This is a genomic window from Pseudonocardia sp. TRM90224 (genome assembly GCF_021245725.1).
Classification (GTDB): domain Bacteria; phylum Actinomycetota; class Actinomycetes; order Mycobacteriales; family Pseudonocardiaceae; genus Pseudonocardia.
Map to the genome: position 1 here is coordinate 38,144 of NZ_JAJGSX010000014.1, position 15,705 is coordinate 53,848.

General features: G+C 72.0%; 11 protein-coding genes and 1 pseudogene. 5 read left to right on the plus strand and 7 right to left on the minus strand.

The genetic code is table 11. From position 1 onward, the window contains the following. Positions 1-98 precede the first annotated feature (98 nt). Complete coding sequence (locus tag LL648_RS20390; protein ID WP_232664216.1) at positions 99-407, plus strand: thiamine-binding protein; 309 nt, start codon at positions 99-101, stop codon at positions 405-407. 97 nt (positions 408-504) lie between these two features. Here LL648_RS20390 and LL648_RS20395 read toward each other — a convergent pair whose 3' ends face one another. Further along, entirely contained in the window at positions 505-798 is a 294-nt protein-coding gene (locus LL648_RS20395; RefSeq protein ID WP_232664217.1) for a hypothetical protein, read from the minus strand. A 238-nt stretch (positions 799-1,036) separates the two neighbouring features. Between LL648_RS20395 and LL648_RS20400 the strand changes: the two genes are divergently transcribed. From LL648_RS20400 to LL648_RS20410, 3 genes are all read left to right on the plus strand, one after another. After that, positions 1,037-1,915, plus strand: coding sequence for an SCO6745 family protein (locus tag LL648_RS20400; protein ID WP_232664218.1), 879 nt, complete (start codon positions 1,037-1,039; stop codon positions 1,913-1,915). 22 nt (positions 1,916-1,937) lie between these two features. After that, positions 1,938-2,519 carry a DUF4190 domain-containing protein gene (locus LL648_RS20405; protein ID WP_232664219.1) on the plus strand — a complete coding sequence of 194 codons (582 nt, stop codon included), beginning with the start codon at positions 1,938-1,940 and terminating at the stop codon, positions 2,517-2,519. A gap of 114 nt (positions 2,520-2,633) precedes the next feature. After that, on the plus strand, positions 2,634-3,539 hold the full coding sequence (locus tag LL648_RS20410) for a tetratricopeptide repeat protein (protein WP_232664370.1): 906 nt from the start codon (positions 2,634-2,636) through the stop codon (positions 3,537-3,539). Between the two features lie 24 nt (positions 3,540-3,563). On the opposite strand, the gene LL648_RS20415 is transcribed toward LL648_RS20410, so the two are convergent. After that, on the minus strand, positions 3,564-4,937 hold the full coding sequence (locus LL648_RS20415) for a neutral zinc metallopeptidase (protein WP_232664220.1): 1,374 nt from the start codon (positions 4,935-4,937) through the stop codon (positions 3,564-3,566). Between the two features lie 77 nt (positions 4,938-5,014). Here LL648_RS20415 and LL648_RS20420 point away from each other — a divergent pair, with 77 nt between their 5' ends. After that, positions 5,015-6,208: a glycosyltransferase family 87 protein gene (locus tag LL648_RS20420; protein WP_232664221.1), complete on the plus strand. Its 1,194-nt coding sequence runs from the start codon at positions 5,015-5,017 to the stop codon at positions 6,206-6,208. Positions 6,209-6,963: 755 nt separating this feature from the next. Here the strand turns inward: LL648_RS20420 and glgB are convergent. From glgB to LL648_RS20445, 5 genes and pseudogenes are all read right to left on the minus strand, one after another. Beyond that, positions 6,964-9,111, minus strand: a pseudogene (glgB, locus tag LL648_RS20425) (1,4-alpha-glucan branching protein GlgB); the annotation flags it as partial. 152 nt (positions 9,112-9,263) lie between these two features. Beyond that, positions 9,264-10,865 (minus strand): beta-N-acetylhexosaminidase, encoded by a 1,602-nt coding sequence (locus tag LL648_RS20430; protein ID WP_232664222.1) that lies wholly within the window; start codon positions 10,863-10,865, stop codon positions 9,264-9,266. 10 nt (positions 10,866-10,875) lie between these two features. Continuing rightward, on the minus strand, positions 10,876-12,276 hold the full coding sequence (locus LL648_RS20435; RefSeq protein WP_232664223.1) for a maltokinase N-terminal cap-like domain-containing protein: 1,401 nt from the start codon (positions 12,274-12,276) through the stop codon (positions 10,876-10,878). After that, entirely contained in the window at positions 12,273-14,012 is a 1,740-nt protein-coding gene (treS, locus tag LL648_RS20440) for a maltose alpha-D-glucosyltransferase (RefSeq protein WP_232664224.1), read from the minus strand. The genes LL648_RS20435 and treS overlap by 4 nt, the downstream gene beginning before the upstream one ends. A 147-nt stretch (positions 14,013-14,159) precedes the next feature. After that, entirely contained in the window at positions 14,160-15,689 is a 1,530-nt protein-coding gene (locus LL648_RS20445; protein ID WP_232664225.1) for a serine/threonine-protein kinase, read from the minus strand. Positions 15,690-15,705: the final 16 nt, after the last annotated feature.

Below are 15,705 nucleotides of genomic sequence, written 5' to 3' on the forward strand. Positions count from 1 at the left end.
GCGTGCGATCGGCCGGGAACGCGCGCCGCCGGCCACCCGCGGGGCGGGCCGTCGATCGCGGGCGTGATCCGGCGCGGGTGGTGGTGCAGGCTGGGCGGATGCTCTTCGCCTTCAGCATCGCCCCGGCCGGGTCCGATTCCGGGTCCGACAGCGTCAGTGGCGCGGTCGCCGACGCCGTGCGGGTCGTCAGGGAGTCCGGCCTCCCCAACGAGACGACCTCGATGTTCACCACGATCGAAGCCGAGACCTGGGACGAAGGGATGGAGGTGGTCAAGCGCGCTGTGGAGGCCGTCCAGGCGCACAGCTCGCGGGTCAGCCTCGTGCTGAAGGCCGACATCCGGCCCGGCTACACCGGTCAGCTCACGTCGAAGGTCGAGCGGGTGGAGCAGGCGCTCGAGGGGCGCTGAGCTCCGCCTGTCGGGAAGACCCCGGACATGCCGCAGGGGTCGCCGCGAACGGCGACCCCTGCGATCCCAGGGGGATCGTCGCCCCGGGTCCGACGCGTCAGCGCACGGCGATGTTCAGGGTGTAGAAGAAGACGCCGACGAGGATGGCTGCCACGCCCAGCGCGATGGCGATCTTCGCGAACTTCGCCGCTGCCGGACGCTTCACGGCGATGGCGCCGGTGACGACCGCGGACGCTCCGACGATCCAGCCGAGGATCGAGACGGGGCTCACGACGAGGCCGATGATGCCGATGATCAGCGCGATCTTGCCCAGCATCGGGCTCTCGTTCTTGGCGGTCTTCTTGCGCGCATCGTTGAGAAGGCGGTCGGCGACGGTGTTCTCCGTGCTCATGCAGGTCCTCCGGGTGAGGGATGCCGCGAAGTGCGGCCGGGTGAATGTCTACGCAGAGCGACCGATTCGTCACTCACACTTCATCAACGAATCGCCGTGGCGTCTGGTGCTCCACCGGTTCGGTGATCGATAGCGGGCGGTATGCAACCGTTCGCGTTCGGTGACTGCGGACGGTCACTGAAGACGACCTGATCGGCTGACGGTGGCCCGACATGATGGGACGTCCTACTGTTCGGCCATGGACGATCAGGGATCGCTGTCGCGTCGGATGTGGCGGGCGCTCGAACCCGTCCATGTCGTCGTCTACGTCAGCCGCGAGCCGCGGGAAGCCTGCGCCGACCTGGGCGTGAAGGGCTTCTGGCCGAGCTACTTCGCGATGCGCGCGGCACCGTTGGGCGCGGCGTCGGCGGAGCTGGTCACTGCGCTGTTCTACAACTTCAGCGCCGCGATGGTGGCGCGTGCGGTACCGACGGTGTGGGAAGCCGCGGCGCCGGAGCGGTTCCTGGAGATCCGGCTCGCCGGGATCGACGCGGCGCTGCGTCGGCTGCTCGGGTCGAAGACGCTCGCCTCGCCCGAGCTCGCCGAGGCGGCCGCGATCGCGCAAGAGGCGGCGCGGGCCGCCCCGACCGCGGGTCGGGCGCTGGCGGCGGCGAACGCCCGGCTGGAGTGGCCGCAGGAGCCGCACCTCGTCCTGTGGCATGCGCAGACGGTGCTGCGGGAGCACCGCGGCGACGGGCACGTCGCGGCGCTGCTCGCCGCGGGCCTCGACCCGGCCGAGGCGCTGGTGCTCTTCGCGGCCGACAACGCGATCGACGCCGACTGGTTGCGGGAGCGCCGCGGATGGCCGGAGGCGGAGTGGGCGGCTGCGGTCGAGCGGCTCGCCGGGCGCGACCTGCTCGACGGCGCCGGCGGCCCGACCGCGGCCGGGCTCGCGCTGCGTGCGGAGGTCGAGGAGCACACCGACTCGCTGGCGGCAGCCCCGTGGGAGGCCGTCGGCGCCGACCGGGCCGGCAGGTTGGTCGAGCTCGTGGCCCCGGTCGTGGCGACGATCGTCGCGGCAGGCGAGTTCCCCACCGTCAATCCCATGGCGCTGCGGCCGCTGACCACGGCCGGGTGAACGTCGGTGACATGATCGAGCCATGACGCAGGAGCCCGCGCAGAGCTGGCCGCCCGGTCCGGGGGAGCAAGGTTCGTGGGGCAGCCCGTCCGGCGCCCACCAGCATGGCCAGGCCCCCGGCTACGAGCCGTTCGTCGTCGACCCGCTGACCGGCAACCCGGTGCAGCCCGACCCGCCGGCCCAGCCGTACGCGCCGACGCAGCTCAACCCCGCCGCCGGGCCCTACCCGTCGGCGCAGCCCCAGTTGCCGGCGTACCCCCAGCCCTACCCGCAGCCCTACCCGCCCTATCCGGAGCCGTACCACCAGCAGCCGTACTACCCGCCGCAGCCGTACGGCGCCTATCCGCCGGCGTACGGATGGGGTGTCCGGCACGTCGCCACCAACGGGTTCGCGATCGCGTCGCTGGTGCTGGGGATCATCTGGATCTACTGGTTGGGCAGCATCTTGGCGCTCGTCTTCGGGTTCGTCGCCCGCAGCCAGATCCGCCGGACGGGGGAGAGCGGCGACGGCATGGCGATCGCCGGCATCGTGCTCGGCCTGATCGGCGTGGCGTTTCTGCTGCTGATAGTCGTAGTCGCGGCGGTGGGCGCTCCCCGCCCCTGACACCCGCCCGTCACGTCGGCCGAGCAGCGCCCACTGGCGCCTCCGTGCCAGGATGAATACGTGTCCCGACCTGATCCACGCGCACGCACACAGACGGCTGCGCTCTCGTCCGCCATGGCGGGTGCGGTCGACCTCTCAGCACTGAAGGCCCGCTCGGAGGCTGCCGCACGTCAGCAGGCCGCGCCGGACGGCGCAGGCGCAGCGAGCGAGTTCGTCATCGACGTCACCGAGCAGAGCTTCCAGGCCGACGTGCTGGAACGCTCGATGCACGTCCCCGTCATCGTCGACCTGTGGGCGACGTGGTGTCAGCCCTGCAAGCAGCTGTCGCCGGTGCTGGAGCGGCTCGCCGAGGCCGGCGGCGGTGCCTGGGTGCTCGCGAAGGTCGACATCGACGCCAACCCGCGGATCGCGCAGGCGTTCGGCGTGCAGTCGATCCCGATGGTGGTCGCGGTGGTCGGCGGCCAGCCGGTCGACGCGTTCAACGGTGCTCAGCCGGAGCCGCAGGTCCGGCAGTGGATCACCTCGCTGCTCGATGCTCTGCGCGACCGCATGCCCGGTATCGCCGAGGCCGAGGCCGCCACGGCAGGTGACGAGCCCGTCGAGGAGCCGGAGGACCCGCGGTTCACGGCCGCGGAGGACGCGCTGGAGCGTGGCGACTACGACGAGGCCGAGGCCGCCTACCAGCAGATCCTCGCCGTCGAGCCGACGAACGAGCAGGCCAACGCCGCGCTGGCGCAGGTGCGTTTCCTCGCGCGGGCGGAGAAGGCCGACCCCTCTGCCATCGCCCGTGCCGACGCGCAGCCCGACGACATCGACGCCCAGCTGGCCGCGGCGGACGCCGAGGTGGCCTCCGACTCGACCGAGGCCGCTTTCGCGCGGCTGGTCGGGCTGGTCGGGCGCACCTTCGGGGAGGAGCGCGACCAGGTCCGTGAGCACCTCGTCGGGCTCTTCGAGCTGTACCCCTCGGACGACACGCGGGTGACCGCCGCCCGGCGGGCGCTCGCCCGAGCGCTCTTCTGACCGCGTGGTTTGATCGGGGCGCGGTCAGCGGAAGCAGGCGTCCGGCCCGCCCTGCAGGCCGAGCCGGAAGTGTGCGACGCGCTCGTAGCCGTGGTCGGCAGGGTCGACGGCGCCGTGCGCGTCGCGTGCGGCCCAGTCGACGGCCAGCAGCACCTGCACGGCCTCGTCGAGGTCGCCAGGTGACAGCGCGAACGACTCCTCGAGGTCGATGAGCCTGCTCGTGTAGGCGCCGGCGAGGCAGACGGCCGTGGTGCCGTCGGCCCGCGCTCCGGCGGCCGTTGCCGTCGCGAGCGCGTAGCGGCTTGCCACCAGCACCCCGCCGGCGTAGTCGCCCATCCGCCGGTGCACGGAGGTCACCTCCGTGAGGTCGACCGACACGCTGCCGTCGCGCTCGCAGAACCGGGCGGGTCCCTGCGCGGCGAGCGCGGTGGTGTCGCACGCTGCGGTCGGGCGGCGGCGCAGCGCGGGTGCCCTCCACTCCGGCGCCCGTGTGGATCCCACCGCGGTGAACCATCGCCGCGCGTCCTCCTCGACGGCCGCGAGCAGCGCCGGAACTGGCAGGTCACCGCCCCGGGCCTGGTCGGCCCCCGAGGTGAAGCGGCGTTGGGTGAACGTCCGGTTGTCCAGGCTCATCGTCGCGCACACACGCGGGTCGGCGGCGTAGCCGTCCTGTAGCGCGGAGACCCGGTCGAGCGCGTTGCCGTGTGCACTGCGGTCGCCGGCGTCGACCCCGACCGGATCGCGGAACCCGACGAGCGCGAGCACGGCCCGGTCGCGTTCGGCCACCCCGAACGGGAGGCCGGTCACCGGGTTCGCCGCCAGGTGCGCCAGCGCGACGCCTGCGTAGCAGTCGGCCATCGCCTCGAGCAGGATCGTCGGGTACCGCTCCGGCTGCGCGACCTGTGCCGCATCGACGCCGAGCCGGGTCTGGACGGCGTGCCCGACCTCGTGGGCCAGCACGACGGCCACGCCCGCCGGGCCGAACCGCTCGTGCAGCGACGGGACCAGCTCCTCGGCGTCCCACACCACGGCGTCGGCTGCTGGGCAGTAGTAGGCCTGGCCGCTGATGGCGCCGGCCCGCGTCGCGCACGGCGCGTGCTGGGCGTCCGCGCGGACGGGCGCGAACACCGCGATGTCGTCCCACTCCCTGCCGAACGACGCAGGGAAGGCGGAGCGCCAGAACCGCTGGAGCTCCTCGACAGCGGCCGAGGCTGCGGCGTCCTCGGGCGGGACCGACTGTGCGGCTGCCACCGACGTCGCCACCGAGGCCGCCATCGACGTCGCGGCACCTTGCCCGTCGGGCACTTGCCGGGTGTCGAACGTCTCTGCGCAGCCCGTGACCAGCGCTGACGCGAGCACGATGCTCACCAGCGACACCAGCCGACCGCTTGCGGACACCGCTGCATCATCCTCGCGCGCCGGCCGCGGGGGAGCGGTTCGGCGCAACTCGACCCATACGGATAACGTCGGGAGCCGTGTCACAACCGACCCGCGTGCGGTGGACGGTGGCGGGTCTGCTCGCGACCGTCTCCGTCACGCTGGCCGTGGCGCTCACGATCCGGCATCCCGACGCGCTCGTGACGAAGCTGCCCTCGACCGACATGCGTGAGCTGCACCTGGACTTCGACACGTTCTGGCACTCGGCCGTCGCGTTCACCCGGGGCGCCGACATCTACGACACCCCGGCGAAGCTCACGAACCTCAACCCACCGTTGATGACGGTGCTGCTCAGCCCGTTCGCAGCGCTCGACGCGCTCCTGGCATACCGGGTGTTCGTGCTGCTCAGCGTGCTCGTGGTGGCCGCTTCGGTGCTGGTGGTCGCCCGTGAGCTGCAGCTCGGGACGCCGGCGACGGCGGTTGTGCTCGGGATCGTGCTGCTCTCCTCACCGCTGCACGGCACGCTCGTGCTCGGGCAGATCTACCCGCTGCTGCTGGCGGGTCTCGTCGCGGGGTGGACCGCGCAGCGCCGCGGGCGGCCGGTGCTCGGTGCCGTCCTGTTCGGGGTGACGGTCGCGCTGAAACCGTCGCTCGCCCCGATCCTGCTGCTCCCCGCCTTGCAACGGCGCTGGGCGCCCGCGTGGGCGGGCATGGGCTCCGCGGCGGGCGCGACCGTGCTCGGCGCGCTGCTCGCAGGGCCGTCCACCGCGATCGAGTGGGTCCGGATCGCGATCGCGGAAGGGGTGCCCGACTCCGTCGACAACGCCTCGCTTCCGGGGCTCGCCGTCCGGTTCGGGCTGCCTCCCGCGCTGGGGACCGTCGCCGGCCTGATCGTGGTGGGGGCGACCTGCGTGTGGTGCGCGCGGCGGCGCGACCGGATCGACCCCTCGGGCACCGCGGTGTGGGCCGTGCTCGCCGCCGGGTTGCTGCTCTCCCCGATCGCCTGGCACAACTACCTGCTGTTGCTGTTCCCCGGCGTGCTCGTGCTCGTCGCGATGCGGCACCACGCCGCGGCGACGGTGGCGCTCGCCGTGACGCTGATCCCGGTCTCGTGGAACGCCGAGTTCCCGCCCGACGGCACCGTTGCCGACATCGGGCGGTCGCTCTACTGCGCCGTGCTCGTGGGCTACTGGGCCCTGTTGCTGCGGTCCGCGGCGTCGCCGGGATCCGGATCCGACGACTCGGCCGAGTCCTGTTCGACGGCCGAGACGGCCTCGGCGCGCGTCGCCTGACCATCGAGCGGTCCTGGCTCGACGGCATCCGCAACCGCAGGCTCTGCCTCTACGTCAGCTTCGTCCTCGACCGGCGCGAGCGCGTGCCTCGGCGGCGGCTTGAGCAGATCCGCGATGTCGGCCGGCCAGCCCTCCGGAGTCGGCGGCGCAACGACCGGCAGGTCGGCGGTGACCGGTGCGGCAGGAGCGGAGTCGACGATCGCCGCCTCCGGCGCTGAGTCGGCGCGCGCCTCCTCCGGCGCTGAGTCGGCGCGCGCCGCCTCCGGCGCTGAGTCGACGCGCGCCTCCACCGGCGCTGAGTCGACGCGCGCCTCCACCGGCGCTGAGTCGACGCGCGCCTCCACCGGCGCGGTGACCTCGACCTCGGACGTCCCGGCCTCGGGCACCTCCGGCGCGACCTCCTCGGGGACGGTCTCCGGGGCCGGGGCCGGGGCCGGGGCCGGGGCCGCTGCGGCCGCGTCCGCCGGAGGCGTCACGTCCGGCACCGGTTCCGGGGCCGACGTCTCATCGGCGGCCGCCTCAGGCGCGTCCGACACCTCGACGATCGACTCGGCAACCGGCTCCGCAGTTGCGACCGGCGCCGCCGTCTCCGCGACGGCTGCCTCTGCGACGGCTGCCTCTGCGGCGGCCGGCTCCGCGCTGTCCGGCTCCGCGCTGTCCGTGTCTGGGCCGGCCGTCCCAGTGCGGGCCGTCTCGGTACCGGCCGCTTCTGGGTCGGCCGCCGCAGCACGCCGGCGCACCGCGCCCTCGAACGGCTCCGGGACCAGCCACAACACCCCGGCCGGCGGCAGCTGCAGAAGCGCTGACGCGGGACGTCCGTGCCACATCGTCTGGTCGGCCTCGACAGCGCCGAGGTTGCCGACCCCGGAACCGCCGTACGCCTCCGCGTCGGTGTTGAGCACCTCACGCCAGCGACCGGCGAACGGCAACCCCACCCGGTAGTCGCGGTTCGGGGTGCCCGAGAAGTTCGCGACGCACGCCATGACCACCGACTTGCCGTCGGCGTCGACGCCGTGGCGCAGGAAGCTCAGCACGTTCCCGGTGGCGTCGTTGGCGTCGATCCAGGAGAAGCCCTCTGGCGTCGTGTCCTTCGTCCACATCGCCGGCAGTGAGCGGTAGGCCCGGTTCAGGTCGCCCACCATCGCCTGGATGCCCGCGTGCAGCGGGTCGTCCATCAGGTGCCAGTCGAGCGAACGCTGCTCCGACCATTCGCGTTCCTGGCCGAACTCGCTGCCCTGGAACAGCAGCTGCTTGCCGGGGTGCGCCCACATGTACGCCAGCAGGGCACGGACCCCCGCCGCCTTGTTCCAGGCGTCGCCAGGCATCCGGGTCCACAACGAGCCCTTGCCGTGCACGACCTCGTCGTGCGAGATGGGGAGCACGAAGTTCTCGCTGAACGCGTACATCAGCGAGAACGTCATCTGGTTGTGGTGGTAGCCGCGGTAGATGGGGTCGCGCCCGGTGTAGTCGAGCGTGTCGTGCATCCAGCCCATGTTCCACTTGAACCCGAACCCGAGCCCGCCGAGGTGCGTCGCACGTGTGACGCCCGGCCACGCCGTCGACTCCTCGGCGATCGTGATGATCCCGGGGTGGTGGCGGTAGACCGTCGCGTTCATCTCCTGCAGGAACGCGACGGCGTCGAGGTTCTCCCGCCCGCCGTGGACGTTGGGCAGCCACTGCCCTTCCGGCCGCGAGTAGTCGAGGTAGAGCATCGAGGCCACGGCGTCGACGCGCAGGCCGTCGATGTGGAACTCGTCGAGCCAGTACAGCGCGTTGGCGACGAGGAAGTTGCGCACCTCGGGGCGGCCGAAGTCGAAGACGAGCGTGCCCCAGTCGGGCTGCTCGCCGCGGCGCGGGTCGGCGTGCTCGTAGAGCGGTGAGCCGTCGAACTTCGCCAATGCCCACTCGTCGCGCGGGAAGTGCGCCGGCACCCAGTCGACGATCACGCCGTAGCCGTGCTGGTGGAGGTGGTCGACGAAGTAGCGGAAGTCGTCGGGCGTGCCGAACCGCGCCGTCGGCGCGTAGTAGGAGGTGACCTGGTAGCCCCACGACCCGCCGAACGGGTGCTCCGCGACCGGCAGCAGCTCGATGTGGGTGAAGCCGGTCTTGTCGAGGTACTCGACGAGCTCGTGCGCGATCTCCCGGTAGGTCAGGCCCTGCTTCCACGAGCCGAGGTGCATCTCGTAGACGCTCATCGGCTCGGCGTGCGCCTCGCGCCCGGCTCGCGCCTGCATCCACTCGCCGTCGGCCCACTCGTACGTCGACTCGTCGACGACGGACGCCGTGGCCGGCGGGATCTCCGTGCGGAACGCCAGCGGGTCGGCCTTGTCGCGCCAGCGGCCGTCTTTGCCGAGCACCCGGAACTTGTAGCGGGTGCCGGGTTCGATGCCCGGCACGAACAGCTCCCACACGCCGGTGCTGCCGAGCACCCGCATCGGGTGCGCCCAGCCGCTCCAGCCGTCGAAGTCGCCGGTGACCCGCACACCCTGCGCGGTCGGTGCCCACACGGCGAAGCTGGTGCCCGTGACGGGCCCGGCAGGGGTGTCGTACTGGCGCACGTGCGCGCCGAGCACGTCCCAGAGGCGCTCGTGGCGGCCTTCCGCGATCAGGTGCAGGTCGATCTCGCCGAGAGTCGGGAGCCAGCGGTACGGGTCGTCGACGATGTCGACCCGCTCGCCGTACCGCACCGCCAGCCGGTAGTCCGCGGACGTACCAGGCACGACACCGGAGAAGAGCCCGGCGTCGTGCACCTTGACCAGCGGGTGTCCCTCACCGCCTTCGCGCACGACGTGCACCTCGTCGGCGTGCGGGCGCAGCACCCTGACGACCGTGCCGTCGGGGTGCGGGTGCGCGCCGAGCACCGCGTGCGGGTCGTGGTGCGCTCCGCCGAGCACCCGCTCCATCGTGCCGCGGTCGGGCGGGCTGGGATCGACTTCGATCGTCTGGGTCGTGTTCTCCTCGCGATCCACCAGCGCACCTTATTGCCCATGGGCCCCAACCGCCGAGCCTGGCTGCAACGATTCGGTCGCTGTGTGCTGCTATGGAGGCGGGCGGTCTACTCGTTCACCCGGTGGGGGCTGATCGCCTTCCGGCGCCCCGTTCCGCCACGTTGCCAGGGGTGCGGGCCGGCGAGCGGGCGGTACTCGATGCCCGCCGCGGCGAGGCGGGCCAGGTGCGTCGTCAGCTCGTCGCGCCGCCCCGGCCACGGTGTCGATTCCCCCGTCCAGGCGTTCGCGGCGTGGACGGCGAGGCGCGGGAACGTCCGGTACGCCACGGTACGGGTGTCGGGGGTGTACTCCGTCCACAGCTGCGCCTGGACGCCCAGCAGCGCGCCGGGGACGTCGGCGGGGATCGTCGGGGTGAACGCCGCGACGTGCTCGATGTCCTGCCCAGCGCCGAGCGCGAGCGGCTCGTCGTCGCCCGACTCGTTGTAGTCGAAGTACGTGCCGTCGACCGGAGCCATCACGACGTCGTGGCCTGCCCGCAGCGCTCCGACGCCGTGGCTCTGCGCCCGCCACGCCATGATGATCGTGCTGGCGGGGATGCCGTGGACGTGGAAGCCCTCGTCCCACATGACGGGTCGCCTGCCGAGCTCCTCGACGGTACGGCCTAGGAAGCCGTACACCTCCGACTGCAGTTCGGCGATCGACGCGAGCCCGCTCGCCCGCATGTAATCGCGCACCGCGGCCGAGCCGGCCCACTCGTCCAGCGGCGCCTCGTCCCCGCCGACGTGCAGGTACGGCGAGTCGACGGCGTCGGCCACCTCGGCGAGCAGCTCCGCCACGACCGCGCGGGCCGCCGGGAGCGGGCTGATCAGGCTGCCGATGACGCCCCAGGTGGGGTTGACCGGCCGCGGTGCAGTTCCGGGCACCGCCAGCTCCGGCAATGCGGCGATCAACGCGTCCGCGTGCGAGGGCAGGTCGATCTCCGGCACGACCTCGATGCCGTGGCGCGCGGCGTGCGCGGTGATCTCCCGCAGGTCGGCGACCGAGTAGTAGCCGCCGTGCGGGGTGCCGTCGAAGCTCGGCGGCTCGCTGACCCCCGGCACGCCGATCACGGTCTCGGCGCGCCCGCTCGCCACCTCGGCCAGGCGCGGGTGGCGCAGGCTCTCGACCCGCCAACCCTGGTCGTCGGTCAGGTGCAGGTGCAGCCGGTTGAGCCGGTGCATGGCGAGGTGCTCGACGAGCCGCAGCACGTCCTGCTTCGGGACGAAGTGCCGCGCGACGTCGAGCATGAACCCGCGCCACGGGTACGCGGGCGTCTCGTCCACGGCGACGACGGGCAGCACCCACGAGCCGCGCTCGACGGGTGTGCGCCGCCAGGCGTCGGCCGGCAGCAGCTGTCGCACGACCGTCGCCGCGTGACCGACGCCGGCCCGGTCCGCAGCCACGACGTCGACGCTTCCGGGCCGGACGTCGAGCCGGAACTGCTCGTGGCGCAGCGCCGGGTCGCGCACAATTCGGACGGTGAGCTCCTCCGCCCCGGTCGCGGGCCGGACGTTCAGGTAGGAGAAGCGGTCGAGCGCATGATTGGACCAATCGTCGGCGCATTCCAGCGCCACCCGCGACGGGATGGGAACATCGCCGGCGCCGCGCCTGGCAGAGGGCAACGGCGGCCAGCAGGAATCGACCTGATCAGCCTGATCGGTGGGGAGCACCTACGGCACGCTACCGATCGACGCGCGTGGCCTCCCCGGTCAGCCTCTTGATCGACGCGAGCGGGATCGGCGCCCACGAGGGTCTGCTGCGCGTCTCGTACAGCACCTCGTAGACGGCCTTGTCCAGCTCGAACGCCCGCAGCAGCGCCGACTGGTCACGCGGGTCGGCGCCGGCGCGCAGCGTGTAGCCGTCGCAGAACGCCGAGCGGTTGCGGGCCGACCACTCGTTGGCCCGCCACGCCATCTGCGAGTCGTGCTCCGGTTCGGCCCAGACGCTGGCCGGCTCCCACTGCGAGAGCTGGTGGAACGCGGCGTAGTCGAACGAGCGCAGCATCCCCGCGACGTCGCGCAGCGCGCTGTCGGGGCGGACCCGCTCCTCGATCGTCTTCGACGGCTCACCCTCGAAGTCGATCACCAGCCAGCCCTTCGGGGTGCGCAGCGACTGGCCGAGATGCAGGTCGCCGTGCACGCGCTGGGTCGGGATCGGCAGGTCGAGCGCGGCGACGGAGTCGTAGACCGCGCGGATCGGTTCGACGTACGCGGCCAGCGCCGGGACCTGGTCGGCGACGGCGTCGAGCCGCTCGTGCCACGATCCGGCCTGCGCGCTGGCGTCGTGCTCACCCGTGCCGACCGCCTCGCGCAGTTCGGCGTGCAGCACGGCGATCGTCTCGCCGAGCCGCGAGGCCTCCGCCGCGAAATCGCCGCCGACCTCGTCGGCGCGCAGGTCGGCCTCCGCGAGCAGGTCGCGCACGCTCGCCAGCGCCATCGACCAGCCGTCGGCCGAGTTCGCGGCGAAGTCCTGCAGCATCGCCAGCGTCACCGGCTCGCCGTCGAGCGTTCCCTCGACGGCGCCCTGCAACGCCGCGACCTCGTTGCTGCCGACCGAGCGCAGCGCCCGGTGCAGCTCCAGATCGGGGTTCACGCCCGGGGCGACCCGCCTGAACAGCTTGAGGATCGACTTCTCGCCCCACGACACCGACGTGTTCGACTGCTCGACGCCCAGCACCCGCCCCGGGGATCCCGAGGCGATGTCGGCCTCGGGCTCTGCGGCGAACCGCAGCTCACCGACCGTGCGCCCGGCCCGGATCGCGTCGAGCAACCACTCGGTGACCCGGCTGTCCCACAGCCCGTCGTAGGCGATCTTGCCGTCGACCTGGCCGATCACGACGTGCTCCAGCTCGCCGCGCGGCGCGTCGCAGCGCGCGACGAGCAGCTGGTAGTGCTGGACGGGGGAGGCGTCGTCGAACTCGACGGCCAGCAGGACGTGGTCGAGGAGCGGTTCCCCATCGCTGATCAGCGGTGTGCTCGCCGCGATGGCGACCGACCGCAGCGGCCGGCCCTTCGCGGCGAACCAGCGCTGCTGTGGCAGCCACTCGGGCAGCAGGTGGGGAAGCTCCTCAACCAGGGTCATGCAGTTTCCTCCGCAGGCGTGATCGAGAACCAGTAGAACCCGTGGCCCGGCAGGGTGAGCAGGTACGGGAGCTCGCCGATCCGGGGGAACGGGACTCCACCCGTCAGCTCGTGTGGTGCACAACCCTGCCACGCGGAGAGGTCCAGCTCCACCGGCTGCGGGAACCGCGACATGTTGTTGACGCACAGGACGACGTCGTCACCGTGGCTGCGGACGTAGGCCAGCACCGACGGGTTCGAGCCCCCGAGCTCGTGGTACTCGCCGAGGCCGAACGCCTGGTGGCGCTTGCGGATCTCGATCATGTGCCGGGTCCAGTGCAGCAGCGACGTGGTCGAGTTGAGCTGCGCCTCGACGTTGACGCCCTGGTAGCCGTAGAGCGGGTCCATGATCACCGGCAGGTACAGCCGGCCGGGGTCGCACGAGGAGAAGCCCGCGTTGCGGTCGGGCGTCCACTGCATGGGGCTGCGGACGGCGTCGCGGTCGCCGAGCCAGATGTTGTCGCCCATCCCGATCTCGTCGCCGTAGTAGAGCACGGGCGAGCCCGGCAGCGAGAGCAGCAGCGCGGTGAACAGCTCCAGCTGGTTGCGGTCGTTCTCCAGCAGCGGGGCCAGCCGGCGCCGGATCCCGATGTTGGCCTTCATCCGCGGGTCCTTGGCGTACTCCGCGTACATGTAGTCGCGCTCTTCGTCGGTGACCATCTCGAGCGTCAGCTCGTCGTGGTTGCGCAGGAAGATGCCCCACTGGCAGCCGGACGGGATCGCCGGCGTCTGGGCCAGGATCTCCGAGATCGGGAAGCGGTTCTCCCTGCGCACGGCCATGAAGATGCGCGGCATCAGCGGGAAGTGGAACGCCATCTGGCACTCGTCGCCGCCCACCTCGGCGTCGCCGAAGTACTCCACGACGTCCGACGGCCACTGGTTGGCCTCCGCCAGCATCACGCGGCCCGGGTACTCGTCCTCCATGACCTTGCGGGTCCGCTTGAGGAACGAGTGCGTCTCCGGCAGGTTCTCGCAGTTCGTGCCGTCCCGTGCGTACAGGTAGGGCACGGCGTCGAGCCGGAACCCGTCGATGCCGATGTCGAGCCAGAACCGCAGGACGTCGAGCATGGCGTCCTGGACGGCGGGGTTGTCGTAGTTCAGGTCGGGCTGGTGGGAGAAGAAGCGGTGCCAGTAGAACTGGCCGCGGACCGGGTCGTACGTCCAGTTGGACGCCTCGGTGTCGACGAAGATGATCCGCGCCTCCGGGTAGCGCGAGTCGTCGTCCTCCCACATGTAGAAATCGCCGTACGGGCCGTCCGGGTTGCGCCGCGACTCCTCGAACCACGGGTGCGTGTCGGAGGTGTGGTTCATGACCAGGTCGGTGATGACCCGGATGCCCCGCTTGTGCGCCTCGTCCAGCAGCGTCACGAAGTCCTCGACCGTGCCGAACTCGGGCAGGACGGTCCGGAAGTCGCGGATGTCGTAGCCGCCGTCACGCAGCGGCGAGTCGTAGAACGGCGGCAGCCAGAGGCAGTCGACCCCGAGCCACTGGATGTAGTCCAGCTTCTCGGTCAGCCCTCGTAGATCGCCCGTGCCGTCCCGGTTCGAATCGGAGAACGCCCTGACCAGCACTTCGTAGAAAACGGCTCGCTTGAACCACTCGGGATCGACGTCGAGCGCCCGCGCATGGGCGTAGTCGTCGGATGAGGTCTCAGGCAGCTGGTCGTCGGCAGCGGCGGCCGAGGTGTCGGTCGACATGGGTATATCGCGTTCCTACCGGGCGGGGGCGGGCGAGGGGGAAGGCACCCGGCCAGTCATACCCGGCGGACTGCCGACGCGCAGGACGGGGCGAGGTGACGGACATGAGGGTAGCTGTCATTTCCGTGCCCGACGGAGGGGGACGGACTACCTCGCGGGTGCGTAGGCCACGTGGAAGTTCCCTTGACCTGGAGCCGGTGCGACCGCGGTGAGCGTTGCCCTCTGCTGGTCGGGTCCGTATTCCGTCTTGATGGTGAGAAGGCATGTCTGCTGCCCCCCGACCACCGGAGGCAGATCACCGTCGCATACGGCGTGGACCTCCTGATTGTCAAAGGTCGGCGCAGCCACCTTCTCGACCTCGGCCTCCAGCTCCGCCTTCGCGATCGCCGGGCGCGGCGCACCTTGTTGCGGCTGCGGTGCGGCTTGGGTTGTCCTAGCGGGCGGCGGTGGGGCGATCGTCTTGCTGCTGAAGGTCGGGTCCGTTGCGAAGGGATCTGACTTGGGCGCGGTGGGGTCGGCCGGCGGAAGAGTGGGCTGGGGCTGAGTCGTTGTCGTCGAGGGGTTCGGCGTGCTGGCCAGGGGCCGGTTCGGAGCGCCGCTGGAGAGCACAACCGCCGTGACGGTCGCCGCGACCAGCACGATCCCGCTCGCCGCGAGCACGATCGGGCGCCGCACCCGCCGGCGCGGCTGCGGCGACTGCGCCGGAAAGACAGGCTCGGGCGCGTGGACGGCCGGATCCGGCCATGTTGCCGGGGGTCTTGCCGGGGGCGGCACCGGAGGCGGCGCCGGTCGGTACGGGGGCGCGGCGGCCACCGCCCGTTCCCGCACGGTGAGCTGCTCCGTCACCTCGGGAGCGGTCAGCGCCGCCTGCGCGGCAGCGGCCAGCGCGCCGGCGCTCGGGTAGCGCCGATCCGGCGTCTTCGCCAGCGCGGTCGCGATGACCTGGTCGAACGCCAGCGGCAGGCCGTCCACCGACGGCCGCGGCACCGCCCCGCGGATGTGCATCGTCATCGTCGCGATGAACGAGTCGGCGACGTAGGGCCGCTTGCCGGTGAGCAGCTCGTAGAGCACGCAGCCCAATGCGTAGACGTCGGCGCGGTGGTCGCCGGCGCCGTCGAACCGCTCCGGCGCCATGTACGCGGCGGTGCCGAGCGCGACCCCGGTCGCGGTGATCTTCTTGCCGTCGGTGGCGTCGACCTCGCCGACGATGCCGAAGTCGGCGAGGTACACGAAATCGGGGCCCTCGTCGTCCTTCACCAACATGAGGTTCGACGGCTTGACGTCGCGGTGCAGCAGCCCGGCGGCGTGCGCGGCGTCGAGCGCGCTGGCGACCTGCCGCACCAGCCCGACCGCTCGCTCCGGCGCGAGTCGGCCTTCCTCTCCTAGCAGCTGGTGCAGGTCGGTGCCCTCGACGAGCCGCATGTCGAGGTAGAGGCGGCCGTCGATCTCGCCGAAGTCGTGGATCGGGATGACGTGCGGTTCGGAGAGGCGGGCCGCCAACTCCGACTCGCGGCGGAACCGCGCGACGAAGGCCGGGTCGTCGGCGCGGTGCGGCGCGAGCAGCTTCAGCGCGACGACCCGCTTGCGCCGGGTGTCGTACGCCCGGTAGACCTCGCCCATCCCGCCCCGCCCGAGCAGGGTGTCGAGCTGGTAAGGCCCGAACATTCCCTCGAGCATCGCACTCCCAGCGTCG

What these genes read in the sequence shown, in the direction of transcription:
- LL648_RS20390 (WP_232664216.1), top strand. Translation starts at nt 99, where the DNA reads ATGCTCTTCGCCTTCAGCATCGCCCCGGCCGGGTCCGATTCCGGGTCC.
- LL648_RS20395 (WP_232664217.1), bottom strand. Translation starts at nt 798, where the DNA reads ATGAGCACGGAGAACACCGTCGCCGACCGCCTTCTCAACGATGCGCGC.
- LL648_RS20400 (WP_232664218.1), top strand. Translation starts at nt 1,037, where the DNA reads ATGGACGATCAGGGATCGCTGTCGCGTCGGATGTGGCGGGCGCTCGAA.
- LL648_RS20405 (WP_232664219.1), top strand. Translation starts at nt 1,938, where the DNA reads ATGACGCAGGAGCCCGCGCAGAGCTGGCCGCCCGGTCCGGGGGAGCAA.
- LL648_RS20410 (WP_232664370.1), top strand. Translation starts at nt 2,634, where the DNA reads ATGGCGGGTGCGGTCGACCTCTCAGCACTGAAGGCCCGCTCGGAGGCT.
- LL648_RS20435 (WP_232664223.1), bottom strand. Translation starts at nt 12,276, where the DNA reads ATGACCCTGGTTGAGGAGCTTCCCCACCTGCTGCCCGAGTGGCTGCCA.
- treS (WP_232664224.1), bottom strand. Translation starts at nt 14,012, where the DNA reads ATGTCGACCGACACCTCGGCCGCCGCTGCCGACGACCAGCTGCCTGAG.
- LL648_RS20445 (WP_232664225.1), bottom strand. Translation starts at nt 15,689, where the DNA reads ATGCTCGAGGGAATGTTCGGGCCTTACCAGCTCGACACCCTGCTCGGG.